The organism is Myxosarcina sp. GI1(2024) (genome assembly GCF_053543375.1).
Map to the genome: position 1 here is coordinate 621,179 of NZ_JBKGTY010000003.1, position 20,735 is coordinate 641,913.

The following is a 20,735-nucleotide window of genomic DNA, read 5'->3' on the forward strand; positions in this document are numbered from 1 at the left end:
TGGTTGCTGCGTATTTTCCCTATAATATCGCGCAGCAAGATGAAGCAAGAGGTAATTAGCATCGGTTGCTTTAATTTGCTAGACTCTAAAGAATCAGATCGAGATCGTTGACTTGCTAAAAACCTAAAAGTTATTAAGATAGAAAAGGTCGTGCTACCGCGTTGGTGACTACCTGCATAGTTTAACGATCTATGCTTGATTTATTAGGGGAATAGCTATTTGCTGTGGAAGTATACCGAGCTCGCACTCGGAAATGGAAGCAGTAGAGGTCAATCCCCACCTGGTGAACCCAGGTCGTAAACTAGGGTAAGACGGCGCGGCGGTATGCCACTTTTAATCTTCAAAATGTCATAATTTCTAGATAAAATTTGGCTGACAAATAATAATTGATTAAGAAAAAGTTATTATTAGCTATATTGCCGCAAGTGTAGCTAGTTAATGCCACAATTATTAGAAAGCTTCAACTCAATTAAATTTCAAGCCGAGACTTACAAATTAGACAATGGATTGACTTTAATCCATCAATATTTACCTGCAACACCAGTAGTAGTAGCAGATATTTGGGTCGAGGCTGGCACGTCTGCCGAGCCAGAAACTTGGTCTGGAATGGCACATTTCTTAGAACACGCTATTTTTAAAGGCTCTCCTAATATACAGCGAGGAGAGTTCGACTGGATCGTCGAAAGTACTGGCGGTGTGACTAATGCCGCTACTAGTTATGACTACGCTCATTTTTATTTAACCACCGCTACAGCAAACATATCTCAGACTCTCCCTTGCTTGGCAGATATTTTACTCCACGCCAGCATCCCAGATGAAGAATTCGAGCGCGAACGGGATGTAGTTTTAGAAGAAATTAACTCGAGCTATAACGATCCAGACTGGATCGCTTTTCAAACTTTGTGTCAAACCCTCTATCAGCATCATCCCTACAAACGCTCGATTTTGGGAGAAACAGAGCTGTTGATGCAGCACACTCCCGAGCGCCTGCGCTGTTTTCACCGCACCCACTATCAACCAGAAAAGATGACGGTAGTAATGGTAGGAGGAATTAAATCTCAGCTAGCGCGATCGCTCGTAGAAGGTTCTTTTAGAGAATTTAGTTTACCTGCTGAGTGTCCCATCTCACCAGTACCAGCAGAGCCACCAGCGGTCGCCATTCGCCGTCGCGAATTACAGCTACCTAGAATCGAACACGCACGGTTGTTAATGGGTTGGGTCGGACCGAATGCGGCAAATTTAGAAGAGGCGATCGCCCTAGATTTGTTATCGGTAATCATAGCGGGAGGTCGCTGTTCTCGTTTGGTGAGAGAATTTAGAGAAGAGCGTCAGCTAGTATTAGATATTTGTAGTGATTTTTCGCTGCAAAAAGACTCTAGTATTTTTACCATTAGTGCTTGGTTAGACCAACGACACCTAACAGAAGTCGAATGCTTACTTAGCGCTCGCCTATGGCAATTGCAAAACGAGCTACTATCGGATACAGAATTAGCTCGTGCCAAACGACAATTAATTAACAACTACATTTTTTCCATGGAAACTCCAAATCAGTTAGCGGGAATCTATGGCTTCTATGAAATAGTGGCTACTGCCCAGGATTCGGCACTTTACCCTCAGATCCTAAAACGATTATCCGCACCCCAGTTGAGAGCGATCGCTAGTCGCTATTTATCCCCAGAACGTTATGCTATTACTACTCTCAAATCTTGTTAAACGATAGTTACTAGCTCCAATGCCTCATAACTCCACCAACGGTCAGCTACAAGACACGTCTTTACCACGCAGCGAACCGCTGACAATCTCAGAACCTCATTTACACCGTCTCGTACTAGATAATGGCATCACCTTAATAATTGTAGAAAACCAAGCTGCCGATATAATCTCTGGTCGTTTTTTTTTCAAAGATGCCGGAACTATTGCCGAACCTCGCGATCGCGCCGGACTCGCTCATTTAGTCTCCGCTGTAATTACTAAAGGTACCCAACGCCTTACGGCATTAGATATTGCTGAAAAAGTAGAATCCAGTGGTGCGGGTTTGGGTGCAGATGCTGCCACCGATTATTTCGTACTCAGTTTAAAAACCGTAGCAGCTGATTTTCCCGTGATGCTGCAGCTACTAGCAGAAATTATGCGCTCCCCTTCTTTCCCGCCAGCAGAGGTAGAGTTAGAACGCAGATTGACCTTACAAAACATTCGTTCTCAGCGGGAACAGCCATTTAATGTGGCTTTTAATCGACTCCGCGAACAAATGTATGGAGAGCATCCCTATGGTGTTTCGGTGTTGGGTACCGAATCCTCGGTAGCAGAACTAACTCGTGGAGATTTACAGCAATTCTATCAAAGTTATTTTCGTCCGGATAATTTAGTTATTAGTCTCTCGGGACGTATTACCCAGGAACGAGCAGTCAGCTTAATTGAAGAAAATTTCGGAGATTGGAAAACTCCGAGGGAGCGTCTTGGCGAGCCAAACTTAGTTACTCTAACCACCAAACCTTTTACCGCCGAAACCATTCTGGATACCCAGCAATCAATTGTAATGCTGGGTTATTTGGGTACCAGTGTCAACCATCCTGACTATCCAGCATTAAAATTAATTAGCACTTACTTGGGTAATGGTCTTTCCAGTCGTCTGTTTGTCGAACTCAGGGAAAAACGAGGATTGGCATACGACGTATCGGCATTTTATCCGACCCGTATCGATCGCGCTCCCTTTGTTACCTATATGGGTACTGCACCGACAAATACTGAAATGGCGATCTCTGGGTTGAGGGATGAAGTCAGTCGTTTGTGTGAAGTCGAGCTCAGTGAAGCGGAGCTACAAAGAGCCAAAAACAAATTTTTAGGACAATATGCTTTAGGCAAGCAAACTAATAGCGAGCTAGCTCAAATTTACGGCTGGTATGAAACTATAGGTTTGGGAGTAGAATTCGATGGCAATTTTCAAGCAGCCATTGCTCGAGTTACTTCTAAACAGATTCTAGAAGTGGCAAAGCGTTATCTAGCTCGACCTTATATTTCTCTGGTTAGAGATGACTCCGCTGCCTAGTGTTTTCGTCAAATTTACCTGGATTTATCCTCTTTATACATATAGTGAGGTAGGCTCTAATCCCAGATTTATCAATTCGAATGCCGTAATTTTTACTAGGGCAGCATCGGATCTTATCGATTCAGATTAGAAAAATGGCAATTAACGAGATATTTTTTACAATCGTTTTATCGATGTTAGGGTTGTGTAGGTCAAAGATTACTCCGCGACCTAAGGTGAGAAAGCATTGATGCGACTTTTGGTCGTACTTAACTACAGAATACAGTAAACAACAGCCATAGCATATCTCTTAAGATATCGAGAAAGTATCAAAGCCAATTTAGTAAATTTAAGTAAGATGAATAAGCTTAACCCTAAATCTAAATCCCGTGCTCGTGGCTCCCAACGTCAAGAATTGGAAGTCAATCTCCCTCTAGTTTTGTTAGTTGCCGCAGCTATAACTGTAGGAGTATACGGAATATTATTGCTATTTAGAGAAACTTATCTCGGTATTCTTTTTTACGAAAGAGGATTTACTCAATATGTAGCAGTAGCTTTAGCAGCAATAGTGGTTGCGATTACCGTACTTAAGTATGTCAGACTCAAGCAAGAATATCGCGCTTTGAATCGCATCTGGATTGCCGATCACATACCCTTAGATCGACCGAATTCTCAAGAAGTTAGGTATTTTCAGGAAAGACTGGCAAGAGACGGTAATTTAGTCGCTCTACGCTGTAGTCGGATTCTCAAAACCTATATTCAGAGTGGCGATCGCGCCACGGCAAATGAATTTGCTCTGGATGATTCTGCTTTCTACTTAAGTGCTTCGGAATCTTCCTATTCGATTCCACGCATTTTGGTTTGGGCAATTCCCCTGTTAGGTTTTATCGGTACGGTAATCGGTATCTCTCGTGCGGTTAGTGGTTTTTCTGGTTTTCTCGAGGAAGCAGGAGATGTCGAACAAATTAAAGAAGGAATTGGCACCGTAACCGGTGGCTTAGCGGTTGCTTTCGATACCACCCTGCTAGCTTTATTTTTGAGTGTATTAGTAATGATTCCTTTAGTATTGGTAGAACGTTACGAATCTAGCTTGCTCTTGGGAATCGATATTTTTATTAACGATAAACTCTTACCCAGACTGCGCGATCGAAACAAGCAATTAGATGCAGCAGCCATTGACCAAGCCGTTAAAGAAGCGATCGACGGACATTTTCCCAATCCAGAAGCTTTAGTCGAACCAGCTCAACAATACGCCCAACAAGCTTCACAAGCTCTAGCTAAAGGATTTATTGAGGAAATAAGTAAAGTACAAGATGTGAATTCTCAGGTAATGGATCGAGTTACCGAAATTAGAGAGTTGGCAACTCAAGATCGACAGGAATTTATGAGTTTCTTTACCCAACAACAGCAAGCCAGTCAAGAGCTAATTTTTCAGATTCGAGCCACTGTAGACGAAATTAGAAGCAAAAATGTCGCTACAGCTAACGATTTAAGCGATCGCACTCAAGAGATTAGCCATCAACTAGAAAATGCGGCTAAAGCCCTAGAAAATCGAGTTGCCGCTCTAGAAAAAGTCACCAGCCAAGTTAGTGATTTTAAATCCTTGCAAAGTAGTTTGGATGAGAGCTTGCGCTCTTTGGAAAAAACTGCTCAATTAGAGACAGTGTTGACAGGAGTAAGAGATAACTTGGGCAAACTAGAACCGTTACTCCAACAACTTAACAAACCCCGTCGCATCACCTTAGTAGAACAAGACGGTCGTAATTCGTACTAATCGATAATCCCAACTTCAACTATTAGCTTTTAGCGATTCCATGCGTAGGAAAACTATTACTCGAAAACATATAGAGGTAGAGTTATTTCCCTTTCTTTCAATCTTAGCCTGTACTATTGGCACCCTGATCTTACTGATCATCGTACTTACCACTCAAGCTCTCGAGCAACAAGAAGTGACTATCGTTGCCAAAGAACAAGCAGGAGGAGCAAATCAAAGCAAATCTCCTCGCTATATCGAATGTCGCGATGATGGGGTGCTACTTCACCCCAGTGGCGAATTCGTTCCCAGAGCGGATTTACAAGATCCTAATTCGGCTTTGCAAAAACTAATTCAACAAGTAAAAGTCAATAAAGAGAGTGAATATCTTATCGTTGCCGTAAGACCAAACGGTATCGAGATATTCGAGCAGGTACGCAGTCTTGTAGAAGGGGAAGGAATCGATATTGGCTACGAACCTGTCGATTTTGGTTGGAAGTTAACCATTCAACAATAAACAACTAACTATAATTAGCATTATGAGAAATAGAATGCGGCGTAAGCTTGCCGTTCCCGGTCAAAACTTGGACTCTTTTCTAGATATTCTGACTAATACAGTCGGAGTACTAATGTTCGTTAGTCTATTCGTTACGCTAATTGCCGTGGAGGCAGATTCAATTGTCAGGACCCCCTTGGCAACTAAAACTCAAAAAAACCCAAGATTTTTTGAGGTTCGAGATGGAAAAGTTACCTATCTCAATGATGCCAAAGTACAACGAGAAATTGAGTTGCTAATCGGTAACCTTCCTTCCTGCAACAGACCAGATTTTTCTGATAGTTTAGATTTCGAAAGCTCTAGTGAATATGTCCGTCGCATGAGTGATTATCGCTCTTGTATTCGCAGTCGCTCCAATCGTCTGATTAACTTTCGAACTCAGACTCAATACTATAACGTCAAAATGCTTAATGCTAGCACCTTCTCGATGATTTACGAGCCAATTCCTACCAGGGAAGGAGAAAATAAAGATGAATTGGCTTTACCAGAATCCGAATTCAATCAAGTCTTGGCTAATTTGAAACCTCAAGAAGATTATTTGGCTTTTATCGTCAGACCGGACGGTTTTTCAGCGTTTCGGGCGGCTAGAGAGCAAGCCTGGGCTCAAGGATTCGATGTGGGTTGGGAACCTCATCAAGAAGAAATACCGATTACTTTTGGCTCGGGGGGTAGAGCAATCGGAGTACAGTAGTTTCGATCGAATGCCTCAATATTTAAACACGCAACAATACTAAATTTGATTTGAGAGTTTTTTGGAATTGATGGTTTTAATCTACTGATTAATCCAACTAAAAGCGAGAAACTTTGATTGGATAATGAGGCAACCTCAAAATCAAAGCTAGTATAGTTTATTTATCTTTATTTTCTCTCACAATTGTTTTTGGCACAAATTGTGTTAAATCTGTAACAGTTAAACATCTAAGTCAAAAATTCATCACAAAGTATCGAAATAATTAACCAGCAACTCAAAAATCTGTTTCAAATCGAGCATTCAAGACATGGTAGTATCTGGATTTTTTGGTTAATTTGATGGCAGGATTAATTGCTTATTCTTGTTTGTTTGCCTCACAAACCTTATCTCGATTTAGACCCTAAAGCTTTATCTGCTCTTGCTCCTGTCGTTTTTTAAGTTTGTCGAACTGACGAATTACAGAATCGGCAACGACTTTTAATAAGATAAGTTTGCTTTTCTCATTTTGGCTTAAAAATACAGTATCTTCTCATAGTGGCGATCGCAAATGACTATGGCTAAAAAATACTCAGGGATCGCCCTGTGATGATTGAATAACCAGATATCTTACTAGCTCGACTGCAGAAGTCGAGTACCGTAAATTCTGAGTCTTTCATTTCTATCTGTAACGATTTGACGATCCCGTTAATATTTGTTGAATCACCTTGACATGATTGCTAAATTGTGAATACAAGTCATAAATCGATTGCTATTTGGAGATGCAACCATGACTATTACGTCTACTGCAATTGCCCTAATTTCTGTTTTAGTCTTAGGTTACTTGTTAGCCGTAAGCATCGGAACTTGGGCTTATTTTGCTAATGAAACAGATAAGAGAAAAAGCTCTGAAGCGAAGAACTAAAAGAACTTTTAGTTCTTTTAGTTTGACCGCGTTGGCGCGCGATCGCGCCACGCGGTTAACAACTTCTTACACTATCGCTCAATTTAAATTCAAAATTAAGTTTACAACAATGATTTGTACGCTTCAAGAGTAGTTCTAGCGGTTCTTTCCCAAGAAAATAAACTAGCTCTCTGTTTACCTTGGAAAATTAATTGTTGCCGTAGTTGAGAGTTAGTAACGAGCTGCAGTATGGCATCTGCTAATTGCATGGGATCTTGAGGATCGACCAGCAAAGCTGCCTTGCCAGCAACTTCTGGTAGAGAAGAAGTATTGGAAGTAACCACAGGCGTCCCTAAAGTCATCGCCTCTAATACAGGCAGACCAAAACCCTCATAAACAGAAGGATAAACAAAAACATCAGCTTGAGAGTAAAATAATGCGACCACTGCATCAGATAAATAGCCGAGATAATGTATTTCTTGTTTCCAGGGGGAATTAGCAATTGTCTGAAATATAGATTGATAAAGCCAACCCTTTTGTCCAATTAAAACTAGTTGGTGTTCGAGCTGATATCTTTGTTTTAAATAATTAAAAGCAACGATAAGATTGTTAATATTTTTTCTAGGTTCTATAGTACTAACAAATAACAAGTATGGTAGAGAAAAATCATAATTAACTTCTTTCTCGAGTCTTTCAACTTGTAGGAAAGATAAGTAGTTAGGAGAATATCGACTTGCTTGAGGAGTAACATAAATGCGATCGCCTGGTACCCCAAGATGTTCGATAATATCTCGTTTGGTTGCCTGGGAAACTGTAATTACCAAATCCGTCCACTGCAAGCATTGTTTGATGCGATCGCTATAAGTCTTGACAATTACATCTGTGTACTGAGGATATTTAATACAAGTAAGATCGTGAATCGTCATTACCCGTAAGCTTTTTTGGCAAGGATAGACTACATAATTAGTTCCATGAACGATGTCGGGAAAACCAAAAGATTTTTCTAAATAAGGAAGTATGGGATTGGGAAATTTGGCTAATAAATTAGAAACTGTAACTGGCAACGGTAGAAAGTAAAGATTTTCATATTTTTGGAGATATTGAGGAAATTTCCACCTACCAGTCAACCAATTTTTCATTCCAGGTTGATAGACAATTCCTAGGTGAAAGTTTTCTTCAGTTTGTAATTTGTTTAAATAATAAATAAGATTAGCCACATATAAACCAATTCCACTAGGTTTAGTAGTAATGGGAGTTGCATCTATGGTAATTTTAAACATTAACAATAAAAATCATAAAACCAAATACACGATGATAAAAACATCGTAGAATGTTGAATAGTATAAAAATAAATATTTAAACTTAAAAATTAAAAATATTTTTCTCCAAAAACGTATGCTACATAAAAGTTTATTGAACGAGATAACTAATTGCTTCGGCGCTATTTTTTATTTGTTCTTTAGAGAAATGATATGTTTCTAAATTATTTGTTTCTTCACTCACCTTTCTTACTAGATAGCCTGCTAAAGGATAACCTCTATATTGAATTGCTTTTTCTGCAAACTCAAAAATAGCTCTAGCATAAATTTTAGGTGTGTGATATTTTTCAAGCAATTCTTTCCCTTTTTTGCCCATCGTAAAAAACTTTTCTGTTTGACACAAAAAGTTGCGTAATTGTTGTTGAATATCCTCAATTTCCGATTCAGGATACACAAAGGCTACTGCATCCTCCGGAAGTGTACTATACCAGCCTATTTTGGTAACGAGACTGGGTAAAGCATGATTCCAAATACGTAGCTGACTACCCGATGCTTCTCCCATTGTGGGATAGCGCAAATTAATAGCTAAATGTGCATTAGCTAGTGCAGAATTTAAAACATTTTCTCTAACAAATCCATGAATTTTGACTAACTTTTGCAGTTGCAAATACTCGATTTTTCGTTGAATATAATTCCTATCCCATATTTCACCATAAATATCGAGATAAAACTGATTTTTTTCGGGTAAACTCGCTAAAGCTTCTAAAATGGTATCTAGCCGTCGATTATAATTTATATAACCAAATACTATTAATTTGTAAGGTGGAGAATTAGGGGAATGGTTTGGTTTTAAATGAGATTGACTAGCGTAAGGTAAAGGAGTGTATCCAATCAACGAGCAATTATCTTTCGTCAAAATTTGGTATGCTTCTCGATTATGGGTAATTACTCCTATCGCACCATCTATTGCTAGGTTAGTTAGGGGATAGTGTTCCGCCATAAACTCAGTAGATAGTTTTCCTGTCCAGAAATCTTCAGCTATTTGTTTGCATTCCCCTCCGTAGTAGCGAACCATTTGTTGTAAATAACTATTCTTATCTTTTCTGTGCTCTCTATATATTGCACCAAAAAGCTCGTGTAACTTGAAGTCATGTAAAACAATTATTCCCGAACAGATTCGACTTATACTCCAGATAACACTGTGAAACTCAGCATTATTACCAATATGATAAATATTAAGGTCGGCATTATTAATTTTCGACCAAGGAAGATAATTTAATTGATAATGTTTGACTCGAGCATATTGCTCTAATTCTCTATCCCAATTAGTTCGATCTGTCCAAAGAACTATTTCTGCATACTTACTTAATTCTGGCAGTACACGTAATGTGTAATCAGCAATATCTGTTTTAGCAGGTGATAGTGGAGAAAACCAGTTAAGCTTCATTATTTTATTTTAAGAGTTGTGTGATTACATTAGACCAATTGATATTGAGACTTTTATAATAATCTTTTCCGGCTTTTCCGAGTAGTTTAGCGAAAGAAACATTCTCCCAGAGTTCATCCATTGCCGCAGCTATTGATTCGGGATTAGACTCTACAATCAATCCAGTTTTATGGTTCTCTATAAATTCTGTTGGTCCCCCTGAGTCGATGCAAGTAATTACAGGTTTAGAGGCTAACATTGCTTCTAAAGTTACATATCCATAATCTTCCTCAAAAGGCGGATATATTACTCCTAAACATCGAGCGTAATGTTCGATTTTTTCAGTTTCGCTAACAGTACCTAAAAAGGAAACTCTATCTTTAACACCAAGCTCTTTAGCTAAATTTAATAGTTTCTGATTATATTCGTTATTATCACTATTACCAGTAAAAATTACTCTAAAATTATTTTTAGTTTTTGCCAAAGCTTCGATCGCCAAAAATTGCCTTTTGGTAGGATTTAATCTACTAGGAAAGAAAAAATAATCGCCATATTCTTTGCAGTATAAAAGCTCTGCATTATGCGGTGGATGGTATAAGGGAATAGCATCAATTTGATTGTATTTTTTTAATCTTTTGGTAACATTAATTGAATTAGCATACAAAGATATTTTTTCTTTCAATATCTTATTATCGGCATTAATAATTGCCTGTCTAACTTGAATTCCATTGGGAAAATGCTCTAAATCTCCTAAAGCTGTACCCCAAAGTTCATAAGCCTGTCGATGCTGATGTAGTAACCAGACTACTTTGTTAGAGTGAGGTATTAGATAAGCAGGAAATTTGAGAGTGATTAACTTATCAATTTTTTGTCCACAAGACTCTGATAAGTCTAAAAGACGGCAGACTAACATAGTATCTAGTATCTTTTCTGGAGGATACCATTTGAAAGGAATAGCTACGATTTCAGCTTGATGCCCTTCATTTTTTAATGCATTGACAAGATTTTCTGCATGAATTTCTGCTCCTCCACGTACAAATGGAACTTGCGTCGTTGCAACTACAACTTTCATGGTTTATAACCTATTACTGAGTAATCTTGGGCACTATAAAAATGCTTGTTGAATCTTTCTGAAACTTCAGAACCTTTGAGAAACAAATCTTTAGGATAAGGATTTAAATTAAGGATTTGTACTTTTGATAATCCTTGTAATTCTGCGACAAATTTTATTAATTCACTAGGAAGAGGATGCAAATGGGTTGGATCTATGTAAAATTTATAACTAGCTACCAAGATATTCTGAGGATTAGGTGTTTCAAAAATTGCTATTCCTCCTTTTTTTAGAACTCTAAGCGTTTCGCTAAACAATTCTAGTAAAACTTCAAAAGGTAAATGTTCTATAATATGAAAACCAGTTATTCCAGCTAAGCTTTCTGCTGGTAAAGACTTTAAATATTCAACAGCGTCAGCCTCAATAACCTTAAGCTCACGTTTTTGACATTGCTCGACCATTACTCTATTGATATCTATTCCTTGGTTTTGATACCCATTATTTTGTAATAATTCTAACCATTCACCTCGACCACATCCAATGTCTAAAATTGGTGCATTGTTTATTTTACTCTTGACTTGTTCTATTAGTGGTAAATAAATTTTCAATTTACTAATGATATCTTCTCTGGCACCACGAAATTTATCTTCTAAAGCTATATAAAAATCGTCCTGTAAATAACTTGTTTTGGGCAAAAGCTTATCGTTTTTGTTTGAATCTAAATCTTTTAGTTTATTTAAGTTACTTGCTTCAATTATACTTTCTAATAATTGCTTTTGGCGTTTTAGATTTTTTTTAATATAAACATCATTGGTTAAATAGTAATTTTTTATCTCAGAAAAGTGTTGTTCTGTATTGGATAATTCTCGTTCGTAATTCTGAAGTTTCATTTTGGTTGATTCTATAGACTCTACCAAACTGTTAACTTCGGAAATTAATTTCTGGTTGATTGTCAGAGTTACTTTTAATGCTTGAGAAATAGAATTATTAACTACTCGTTGTTTTTTAAAAATGAACCCGTAAATCTTTAAAATAAAGCGTTGAACTTTGACAAAATTAAAAGGAAAGAAATACAGCTTGCTAGGCCATTTAGCTGGAGCTTCTGCATAAAAATCCGCATTAGCAATTAAAGCGTTTATGTACTCTATTTGAGATAAGTCAATTTGAGAAAAGTCATTACCTGGATCGTGTCGTTCCATATTTAGTTCTTCTTCAATTTGCTTGATTATTATCTCGATATTTAGTTTAGGGACGCTAGTTTCTAGCATAGCGAATTGATGTATATTTATATTTAAAAAACTCGATAATATCTAACATCGAAAAATGAATTATCTATTCTTACTCACTTCTTACTGAATCGCAATTTTAGTGTTTTCTAGAATTTACTGAGAATAAGTAATTTTAAAAATTTGCCGAGTCGCACTGTTTTTCCTAGATGTAATGAGTTAAGCTAGTTTTAAGTAAAATTTTCTCCTTCAAAGATAATGATTTTTTAAAGGTTCTGACCCACGAGCTTATTTACCAAATTAGATGCGTATCATAGTTTAAAATTTCAAATTTGACAAGCAAAGCATAGCATCAATTGTATTGTCGTCCAACCCTTGCCATAAAATTTTTAATTCTTTTAAAGTTTTTATTGTTGGTCAAAGTTCTGGTGATATATGTATCTTTATTTTTGAACTCAGACCTTTAAATAGATTAAAGTAAAAAATTGCAGAGCCTAATTACTCTTACACCCTCTCTTTGTAATGTCTGTTGTTACTACCGCCTCTAAAAAATTTAACTTTCCCCTCACTGCTGTTGTCGGACAAGAAGCAATCAAACTTGCTTTGTTACTCGCCGCAGTCGATCCAGAACTTGGAGGAGTGGCGATCGCCGGTCGCCGAGGAACAGCTAAATCGGTGATGGCAAGGGCACTTTATCAGCTTTTGCCGCCAATAGAAATAATTAAAGGATCGCTTTACAACTGCGATCCGACTAAGCCAGACGAATGGGATGACGAAACCATAGCTAAATATGGGCAGTTTGATCGAGAAGATCTACCAACACAAATTATTCCTGCCCCTTTCGTTCAGATACCTTTAGGGGTAACTGAAGATCGACTATTGGGTTCGGTAGATGTGGAAGAATCGGTAAAACAGGGCGAACCAATCTTTCAGCCAGGACTTTTGGCACAGGCACATCGAGGTGTTTTATACATCGACGAAATTAACCTCTTAGACGAGCAAATTGCCAATCAGTTGCTAACGGTATTGACTGAAGGGCGCAACGTTATCGAACGAGAGGGCATTAGTTTTCAGCATCCCTGCAAACCAATTTTAATCGCTACCTACAATCCCGAAGAGGGAATACTGCGCGAACATTTACTCGACAGAATTGCGATCGCCCTATCTGCCGACGTGACATTATCCTTAGAACAACGGGTAGCTGCAGTAAACCAAGTAATCGACTATACCAACTCTCCCGAAAGGTTTTTAAGCCAGTATGAAAACGACATCGATAGCTTGAAAACCGATATCGTGCTAGCGCGCGAGTGGTTGAAAGAAGTAAAAATTACTCACGACCAGATTTTATATTTAGTCAACGAGGCAGTTAGAGGAACGGTAGAAGGACATCGGGCAGAACTATTTGCGGTTAGAGTGGCGAAAGCCTGCGCTGCCCTAGAAGGAAGAGAGAACGTTATCGCTGAAGATTTGCGTAAGGCAGTAGAGTTAGTTATCGTTCCTCGTGCGACTACCATCGAAACGCCACCAGAAGAAGCACCACCGCCACCTCCGCCGCCACCCCAGCAACAGCCTGAAGATCGAGACGAAACTGACTCCGATGAAGACGAACCAGAGGAAGAAGAAAAAGAAGAAGATACAGAACAAGAGCCACCTGCTATTCCTGAAGAATTTGTCTTTGATATTGAAGGAGTAGTTCTCGATCCCAGCGTGCTGAGTTTTGCCCAAACTATGCAGCGTCAGGGTAAATCTGGGGCACGAAGTTTAATTTTCTCCGAAGATCGCGGACGTTACATCAAGCCAATGCTACCCAAAGGCAAAGTAAAAAGAATTGCCGTAGATGCCACTCTTCGTAGCGCCGCACCCTATCAAAAAGCGCGACGACTGCGACATCCGGGGCGGAACGTAATTGTCGAACAGAGCGATCTCCGTGCCAAACGTTTGGCTAGAAAAGCAGGTTCGCTCATCGTATTTGTAGTGGATGCTTCGGGTTCGATGGCTTTGAATCGGATGCAGTCGGCTAAAGGTGCCGTCATGCGCTTGTTAACTGAGGCTTATGAAAATCGCGATCAAATTTCTTTGATCCCTTTTCGTGGCGAACGAGCAGAAGTACTGCTTCCACCTACGCGATCGATTACGATGGCTCGGGGACGCTTAGAAAGTCTTCCTTGCGGCGGTGGTTCTCCTTTATCTCACGGTTTAACCCAGGCAGTCAATGTCGGCATCAATGCTCGAATGTCGGGAGATATCGGACAGGTAGTAATCGTCGCCATTACTGACGGGAGGGGAAATATCCCTCTCGCCCGCTCTCTGGGCGAACCACTAGAAGAAGGCGAAAAACCCAATATCAAAGAAGAATTACTAGAGATTGCCGGGAAAATTCGCAGTTTGGATATGAAACTGTTGGTAATTGATACTGAAAGCCGTTTTGTTTCTACAGGCTTTGCAAAAGAACTAGCCGAACGAGCGGGCGGTACTTACTACCATTTACCCAAAGCTACCGATCGCGCGATCGCCGATATGGCAAGAGGTGCAATTTCTAATCTCTAGTTAACAGTCATGATTAAAACATTTCTTCATGTCTCTAATCCGATCGATGGTTGACAAAGAACGGGGAAATTGACCGAATTGGCAATAAAGCAAAGCTCATGAGCTTGATGATGTAACTGTTTGGCTGATTCTAAATTACTTTCGACACTGATAGTAATTTCTGGCTTTAGAATAACCTCGGTAAATTTTCCACCACCGTTTTTAGTTTCGCACATCTTTCCCATGGCGCGATCGCCATAACTAGTAACAATAATTCCTGCCTCGGCGCACAAATGTAAATACCACAGCATATGGCAGCTAGAAAGAGCAGCGACTAGTAATTCTTCGGGATTGTATTTAGTTTTGTCGCCGCGAAAAGTAGGATCTGATGAACCTAATATTGTTGGTTTACCTGGAACGATAATTTCATAAGCGCGATCGTAAGTTTTGTAATTGGACGTACCGCGCCCACTATTTCCCGTCCATTGTAGAGAAATTTGATAGCAATGTTCTTTTGACTTTTCAGACAAAACAATTCTCCTCTACTGCATATTTTTATCTTGCCACTCTTCTGGCAGTATTGACATTAATCTTACATTTTCCAGTTTTTTTCGGTTGAAAGAGGTTTCGACTGAACCATAAGCAAGCTCAAACCAGTGAGCCACCGCAACTAGAACCACTTCCTGCCGTACAGCCATAACAATAATTAGCAGTTTTTATTCGATCGATCGCATCCAAATTACCTAACTCTAATAGTTTGGCTACGGTTAATTTTTGTCCGTTGTCGTCTGTGGCTGCGATGTTTTCCATTTGATTGAAGTCGCAGTCATAGACATTACCTAAATAATCGATAGATAATTCATTGCGACACATCAAATGTGGTAGAATTACTCGATTAAAATTACTTTCTAGAAATTTGAGATAAGCATCGTGCAGTTCTCGTCTTTGAAGATATTTTTTAGTTCTTCCGATGGGAATATTGGTAATAGTAAATAGATGGTCAAATTCGATATCGAACTGTTCGAACAAAAAAGTTTTGTAATCACGTTCTAACTGTTGTTGGTCGGGAGTCAAAGAAAAGTTATCATCTAGCGGTAAGGTAGGATTGTAAACCAAATCAATAATTAGATTGGGTTGTTTACCATAACCAAGTTGGTTCAATTTTTGGATAGCCTGAATCGATTGATGATAAACTCCTGCTCCTCTTTGCTTATCTACATTTGATTCTAAATAACAGGGAAGAGAAGCCACAACTCTGAGTTGTTGCTTGGCAAAATATTCTGGTAAATTTTCATATCCAGGCTCGAAAAAGATTGTCAAATTGGAACGAACGATAACTTCTTTATTTTTAGCCCTTGCTGTTTCAACTAGTGGTTTAAATCCATAATTGATCTCAGGTGCGCCACCAGTTAAATCTACAGTCTGTATTTGGGGAAAGCGGTTGATTAATTCGATTAATTGTTGACAAACTTCGGGAGATAATTCTTCGGTGCGTTTGGGACTTGCCTCTACGTGGCAATGAATGCAGGCAAGGTTGCATTTTCTGCCTAAATTAATTTGTAAAACAGTAATTTTATTTTTAGATAATGGCGATTCTATAGAGCGATCGAAAGGAATTATGTTAAATTTCTTAGTTTTAGACTGAATCATATTCGGCTTTATGTATATCTATTTTTTATGCTAGATCGCAAAATACTGGTAATATATATTCCGTAAGCTAGAACAATATTTATTATTAGTTTTTTGAAATCGATACTATTTAACTAAATAGGCGATCGCCAATAATTCTAGTGTAAATATTTAATGATATTTTATTTTATTTTTAAAATCTTAAAGTTTGTCTGAAAAATCTAATATGGGACATAGTTATACTCTAGATCTATTTGAGAACACTTTCTTAATCTAAATTTACCAACAGTCTCTAAGCAGAAGCCGATTGTATGAGAGATATAAGCAGAACACAGCAGCTTCTCTAGCAACAAACTTTGTCACCCAAACAAACGAATTTCAAAATCGCCAGACAACAAATCGTACTATATCCTCGGCGGAACCATCTCCTCGATTGAGATTGCGCCAGTCTTGACTGGCAGACTGAACCTGCCAGTCCGAACTAGAATCGTCGGTTATTCGATCGACTGAGATAGAGTAACTTACGGTATTTTCGGCTCTAGGTTGTTGTGAAGGTCGCTTGATTGTCGGTTCTATGGTCGAATCATTTGCCAGTTGAACCATGCCATCCGACACCTTAGTATGATTCCTCGAGACAATTTCTTCTAAATGCTCGGCTGTATCTTTAGTAGTGGGAACTGTTTCGGCTGACAGACTAGAAGACCATAGTCCAATTCCCCCAATGAGCAATATGCTAGCAGGAGTTTTAAGTGTAGCACTGATTAATTTGGATTTGAGCACGATTTTCACCTCCCCAATTTAATTCCCTGCCTTCTAGTTCGTAAATTCTCAGCTATTAGCTCTTAGTTTTTTAGCTGTAAATCAGCTTACGTTCTAGTCTTTGATTTGAGATTTTTTTGGAATTAGTGGTTTAATTTGCCGATAGATCTAACTAAAAGCTAGAAACTTTGATTGAATAACAAGGCAACCTCAAAATCAAGGCTAGTCTAGTCTATCTATCTCTATTTTCGCTCAAAAATGACAACCTTGTAAATTTTAGTTAAATTAATCGCATTGAAATCAATTGTTCATAACAGATAGCTTTCTCGTGCCAAAGAGCTGATTTATATAGATAAATATTTTCTACAGATATATTTTATCTCGCCAGCTAATGCGTAAGAAGCCAGCTAATGCGTAAGAAACGGTATGATGTGTCGCTTTCTCTTGTCAGAGAGATTTAGTATCAAGCCTACCCAACATAGGTGCCTAAGATAACCGATAATTAACTGTATGCGGAAGTATCTACAAAACTTTTTTGGGAGAGCGAGATGTTGGGAAAATATTGGAGAGGAATTATTCTGGGATTCTGTTTAACATTAATCTTGGCAATAAATTCTTACGGACTCTCCCAACCAGCCTCAACCTCTTCTCCCGCAACGGCAGATAGTTCATCTAGCGTAACAGTTCAGTTAGAAAGTCGACCTTTGTTTGAGATACAAACTAAAGCATTGGCTCCTTCTGTTGAGGAAAGAGCTTCGAACTTCGAGTATCTCATCGAGCGGTTTGCCAAATCTACAGTTCCAGTACAGGCGCTCAACACCCTAGAACTTGAAGGAGCTACTATCGTAGGAGCAGAAAATCAATTACTGTTTGCTATCAGCGATGAAGATGCCAAAGCAGTTGGAAAAACTCGCCAGGTTTTGGTTAAAGAATATCTTCAAAAACTCAAGCAAGCTGTCAAGGACTATCGAGAAGAGCGCAGCGTCCAAATTCGAATACGAAGCTCAATTATAGCTGTTGTGAGTACCGTCGGACTGTTTATGTTGTTGAAATTGTTAAACAACATAGCTCCTCAAGTCTATCGGTGGCTGAACGAGCAATGCAATCGCCGCATACCCAATATTCGCATTCAGAGACTAGTACTAGTTTCTTCTTCCCAGTTATCGGGGTTTTTAAAGATACTTACCAAGCTAGTTTTCAGAGTGCTGGCGGTGCTAGCAATTTTTGGGTATTTCGCTCTGGTTCTGAGTCTGTTTCCGCTTACCCGTAGGTTTGGCAAAACAATGTGGGGATGGTTGGCAAGCCAGTTGGAGCGGTTTGGGAGAGCTTTTATCGACTATTTGCCAAATTTGATGACAATTTTACTAATTATCATCATCGCCTATTGTGCTATTCGTTTTTCTCGTTTTTTCTTTTCTGCTATATCTAGAGGAGTCTTTACTCTGCCAGGGTTTTATCCAGAATGGGCACAACCGACTCACCAGCTGCTGACCTTTATTATCATTGCTGTAGCCTTTGCCAGTGCTTATTTCTACCTGCCAAACGCCGAATCTCCAGCTTTTCGGGGGGTCTCCATTTTTTTTGGGGCTTTGTTGTCCTTTGGAGCTACCAATGCCATCAATAATATTTTCGCTGGCATAACTCTAATTTATACTCGTGCCTTTATAGTAGGCGATCGCGTTGAAGTAGCTGACAAATTAGGAGACATAGAAGACAGGACTCTGCTGGTGACTAGGATTCGTACGATAGAGAGGGAGCTAGTGACTATTCCCAATAGTGTTTTGCTTAGTAGCAGTATTGTAAACTACAGTGCTCTAATTAGAGAGTCGAATACTCCTCTGTCATTACATACTACAGTAACGCTGGGCTATGACGTTCCGTGGCGTAAGATCCGTGAGATATTGACAACTGCCGCTCTTGCCACAACTGATATTTTGGACAACCCAAAACCTTGTGTACTCCAAACCTCTCTCGACGATTTTTATGTGAGCTATCAACTTAGGGCTTTTACCAACCATCCAGAAAGAATGGAGTTTATCTATTCGGAATTGCATCAAAACATTCAAGATAAATGTAACGAGTCTGGGATAGAAATCATGTCACCCCACTACACTACTCTTCGCGATGGTAACCGAACCACTATTCCCGACAATTATCTACCGCCAGACTACATGACACCTGGTTTCCAAATCGATTCTCTCAAGTCGCTGTTAAAACCTGCAAGCCTAGAAAAAGATTCTCCAAATTCCTCTAAATCCCAATAAGTGGGAGTTGCTTAGTATATGCTTCTCAGTCGAATGAAAATATTGACTACCCAAAGCATTTTTAAGTCAATTGGCGATTGATAATGATGAAATAAGAACGGTTATTGCCCTCTTTTTAGTCCTTCATCATAACCTTTGTCATAGTCTGGAGAGTTGCGAGGATTGTCGTATCTTTCGCCGTTAACTCCATCCTGTACGCCACGGTAGTACTCTTGCTCTGGTGGAACTTGCTTGTATCGGTCTTCTGTCGCCCTTTGGTTGTTATTGTTGATAATCAAGCCAGTGGCTACACCAGCTCCTACGCCAAGCATAACGTCGCCAAAATCTGCTCTGGCGGGAGATGGTAGTCCGACAATACCAAGTGTCAATGTGGTTAAGCCAATTAAAGTTGCTTTGATCATTAGAATACCTCGAATTTTAATGATTGACTTATGGTTGTTCTGATGGTTCTGTTTCTTCAGTGGAGGGACGCTCTGATAACCACCCTTCTAAAGTAGCAGAAACGATTGTCGGTCGCTGATTTACCATGCCAAATCTTAATGTATTGATGCTTCCCGATAATAATCTCGTTCCTTCTTGGCTGGTAACTTCTCGCAGACGATAGACGGTGGCTATGCCATATTCTCCGTCAGCCGAAACCGAGATGTCTACTTCTTGGTTTAGTGTCTGGCGATCGCTAAAGCGATTGTATGACTGAGCTAATAAATTACGATGCTCTTCTATGCCATTAACTGTAGTGGTTAGTATGGTATTCCCCATATTTAAACTAACCTCTGAATGGGCAAAGGGTGCGAGGTATTCGAGAATGGCTTCTACATTCTGTTGGTCTCCTGCCTCTTGGATCTGAGTTAAAACTCGACCGATATTTTCTGCTGTCAGTTGACCCGTGCTTTCTTTGGTAAGCTCCTCTGTTTCTGCTTGAGCTTGTTTAATACTAGATTCTATCAATCGCGACGGAAATGTTGATTTCTCTATTCGCTCGAGGGGAGCAGCCAAAGTAGAAATACTGGTACTGCTACTGCCGATGAGGAGCAGTCCGATAACTATTAGATTTTGTTGCCATTTTCCATTCATTAATTGCACTCCTCTTAGAAAATTTAATTTTTGAGACAATATATCCTTTAATTTAATTTGTCGAGAGCTATTTCTATTCATTAAACAAAAGATTTTGAAATGAGTTCTCTCCGCATTGCATGCTTACATTGCTCGGATCTAATATGTCTCTAATCAGTTTAGGAGCGGCAGGAGGCTCCGCTCCCGGATTATTGTTTTGACAGATAATTCTCATCAGTTTGCCAGTTTCCTGAGGCGATATAAAGAGTGCTCCAACCTGAGATCTCGAAGAATTGCTCTTGGGTATGACGTAGTTGTAAGAGGCTTCCTCGGTGGTGCTTATATCGTAATCGGTGTTGGATGGCAACTCCATGTCAAAATTCTGCTGAAGGTAACTGCGAAGCTCGTATACTTCCTCGATGAACTCACCGTTTTCTTTATAAAAAGCCGTTTGTCCGTAGATCATTTTGGCAACAGGTTTAACTGGAAGTTGCTGTGACGACGAGGGAGTTTCTACTTGTGCTTGAGTGACAACGGTCAATCCAAAGGTAGCAAGACCTAGAATTGAAACTCCAAAAGATACGGGAATCAATGGTTTTATACTTTTCAATAATTTATTCACGCTCTTAACTTCTCT

Annotated in this window: 18 protein-coding genes, 1 other RNA gene and 1 pseudogene; 10 read left to right on the plus strand and 10 right to left on the minus strand. The window is 39.2% G+C overall.

The annotated features are described in order from the left end of the window. Positions 1-147 precede the first annotated feature (147 nt). The 8 genes and pseudogenes from ssrS to ACLFKQ_RS16465 all read left to right on the plus strand — a co-directional run bounded on the left by ssrS (position 148) and on the right by ACLFKQ_RS16465 (position 6,926). Positions 148-330, plus strand: a non-coding RNA gene (ssrS, locus tag ACLFKQ_RS16430) — 6S RNA. A gap of 108 nt (positions 331-438) precedes the next feature. Further along, on the plus strand, positions 439-1,713 hold the full coding sequence (locus ACLFKQ_RS16435; protein WP_449000850.1) for a M16 family metallopeptidase: 1,275 nt from the start codon (positions 439-441) through the stop codon (positions 1,711-1,713). A gap of 19 nt (positions 1,714-1,732) precedes the next feature. Further along, a complete protein-coding gene (locus ACLFKQ_RS16440; protein WP_449000851.1) occupies positions 1,733-3,046 on the plus strand; it encodes a M16 family metallopeptidase in 1,314 nt (437 codons plus the stop codon). Positions 3,047-3,383: 337 nt separating this feature from the next. Continuing rightward, complete coding sequence (locus ACLFKQ_RS16445; protein WP_449000852.1) at positions 3,384-4,799, plus strand: MotA/TolQ/ExbB proton channel family protein; 1,416 nt, start codon at positions 3,384-3,386, stop codon at positions 4,797-4,799. 40 nt (positions 4,800-4,839) lie between these two features. Beyond that, positions 4,840-5,295, plus strand: coding sequence for a hypothetical protein (locus ACLFKQ_RS16450; RefSeq protein ID WP_449000853.1), 456 nt, complete (start codon positions 4,840-4,842; stop codon positions 5,293-5,295). Positions 5,296-5,317: 22 nt separating this feature from the next. After that, a complete protein-coding gene (locus ACLFKQ_RS16455) occupies positions 5,318-6,025 on the plus strand; it encodes a hypothetical protein (protein ID WP_449000854.1) in 708 nt (235 codons plus the stop codon). Positions 6,026-6,277: 252 nt separating this feature from the next. Continuing rightward, positions 6,278-6,463, plus strand: a pseudogene (locus tag ACLFKQ_RS16460) (IS982 family transposase); the annotation flags it as partial. A 328-nt stretch (positions 6,464-6,791) separates the two neighbouring features. Beyond that, positions 6,792-6,926, plus strand: a complete 135-nt coding sequence (locus tag ACLFKQ_RS16465) for an endonuclease (protein ID WP_449000855.1) — start codon at positions 6,792-6,794, stop codon at positions 6,924-6,926. Positions 6,927-7,027: 101 nt separating this feature from the next. Here ACLFKQ_RS16465 and ACLFKQ_RS16470 read toward each other — a convergent pair whose 3' ends face one another. From ACLFKQ_RS16470 to ACLFKQ_RS16485, 4 genes are all read right to left on the minus strand, one after another. Beyond that, positions 7,028-8,185 (minus strand): glycosyltransferase family 4 protein, encoded by a 1,158-nt coding sequence (locus tag ACLFKQ_RS16470; RefSeq protein ID WP_449000856.1) that lies wholly within the window; start codon positions 8,183-8,185, stop codon positions 7,028-7,030. Positions 8,186-8,315: 130 nt separating this feature from the next. Continuing rightward, a complete protein-coding gene (locus tag ACLFKQ_RS16475) occupies positions 8,316-9,611 on the minus strand; it encodes a glycosyltransferase (RefSeq protein ID WP_449000857.1) in 1,296 nt (431 codons plus the stop codon). A 4-nt stretch (positions 9,612-9,615) separates the two neighbouring features. Beyond that, entirely contained in the window at positions 9,616-10,662 is a 1,047-nt protein-coding gene (locus tag ACLFKQ_RS16480; protein ID WP_449000858.1) for a glycosyltransferase family 4 protein, read from the minus strand. Then, positions 10,659-11,909, minus strand: a complete 1,251-nt coding sequence (locus ACLFKQ_RS16485; protein ID WP_449000859.1) for a class I SAM-dependent methyltransferase — start codon at positions 11,907-11,909, stop codon at positions 10,659-10,661. The genes ACLFKQ_RS16480 and ACLFKQ_RS16485 overlap by 4 nt, the downstream gene beginning before the upstream one ends. A gap of 480 nt (positions 11,910-12,389) precedes the next feature. On the opposite strand from ACLFKQ_RS16485, the gene bchD reads away from it, so the two are divergent. After that, positions 12,390-14,414, plus strand: coding sequence for a magnesium chelatase ATPase subunit D (gene bchD, locus ACLFKQ_RS16490; RefSeq protein WP_449000860.1), 2,025 nt, complete (start codon positions 12,390-12,392; stop codon positions 14,412-14,414). A 26-nt stretch (positions 14,415-14,440) separates the two neighbouring features. On the opposite strand, the gene ACLFKQ_RS16495 is transcribed toward bchD, so the two are convergent. The 3 genes from ACLFKQ_RS16495 to ACLFKQ_RS16505 all read right to left on the minus strand — a co-directional run bounded on the left by ACLFKQ_RS16495 (position 14,441) and on the right by ACLFKQ_RS16505 (position 16,802). Next, entirely contained in the window at positions 14,441-14,923 is a 483-nt protein-coding gene (locus ACLFKQ_RS16495; RefSeq protein ID WP_449000861.1) for an OsmC family protein, read from the minus strand. Positions 14,924-15,041: 118 nt separating this feature from the next. Next, positions 15,042-16,043, minus strand: a complete 1,002-nt coding sequence (gene arsS / locus ACLFKQ_RS16500; protein WP_449000862.1) for an arsenosugar biosynthesis radical SAM (seleno)protein ArsS — start codon at positions 16,041-16,043, stop codon at positions 15,042-15,044. Positions 16,044-16,400: 357 nt separating this feature from the next. Beyond that, the gene (locus tag ACLFKQ_RS16505; RefSeq protein WP_449000863.1) at positions 16,401-16,802 is read right to left on the minus strand and encodes a hypothetical protein; all 402 of its coding nucleotides are present in this window, start codon (positions 16,800-16,802) and stop codon (positions 16,401-16,403) included. 581 nt (positions 16,803-17,383) lie between these two features. Between ACLFKQ_RS16505 and ACLFKQ_RS16510 the strand changes: the two genes are divergently transcribed. Beyond that, positions 17,384-19,045, plus strand: coding sequence for a mechanosensitive ion channel family protein (locus ACLFKQ_RS16510; RefSeq protein ID WP_449000864.1), 1,662 nt, complete (start codon positions 17,384-17,386; stop codon positions 19,043-19,045). 101 nt (positions 19,046-19,146) lie between these two features. On the opposite strand, the gene ACLFKQ_RS16515 is transcribed toward ACLFKQ_RS16510, so the two are convergent. From ACLFKQ_RS16515 to ACLFKQ_RS16525, 3 genes are all read right to left on the minus strand, one after another. After that, complete coding sequence (locus ACLFKQ_RS16515) at positions 19,147-19,446, minus strand: hypothetical protein (protein WP_449000865.1); 300 nt, start codon at positions 19,444-19,446, stop codon at positions 19,147-19,149. 28 nt (positions 19,447-19,474) lie between these two features. Continuing rightward, positions 19,475-20,119, minus strand: coding sequence for a hypothetical protein (locus ACLFKQ_RS16520; protein WP_449000866.1), 645 nt, complete (start codon positions 20,117-20,119; stop codon positions 19,475-19,477). Between the two features lie 73 nt (positions 20,120-20,192). Next, the gene (locus ACLFKQ_RS16525) at positions 20,193-20,720 is read right to left on the minus strand and encodes a type IV pilin-like G/H family protein (protein ID WP_449000867.1); all 528 of its coding nucleotides are present in this window, start codon (positions 20,718-20,720) and stop codon (positions 20,193-20,195) included. Between the last annotated feature and the right edge of the window lie 15 nt (positions 20,721-20,735).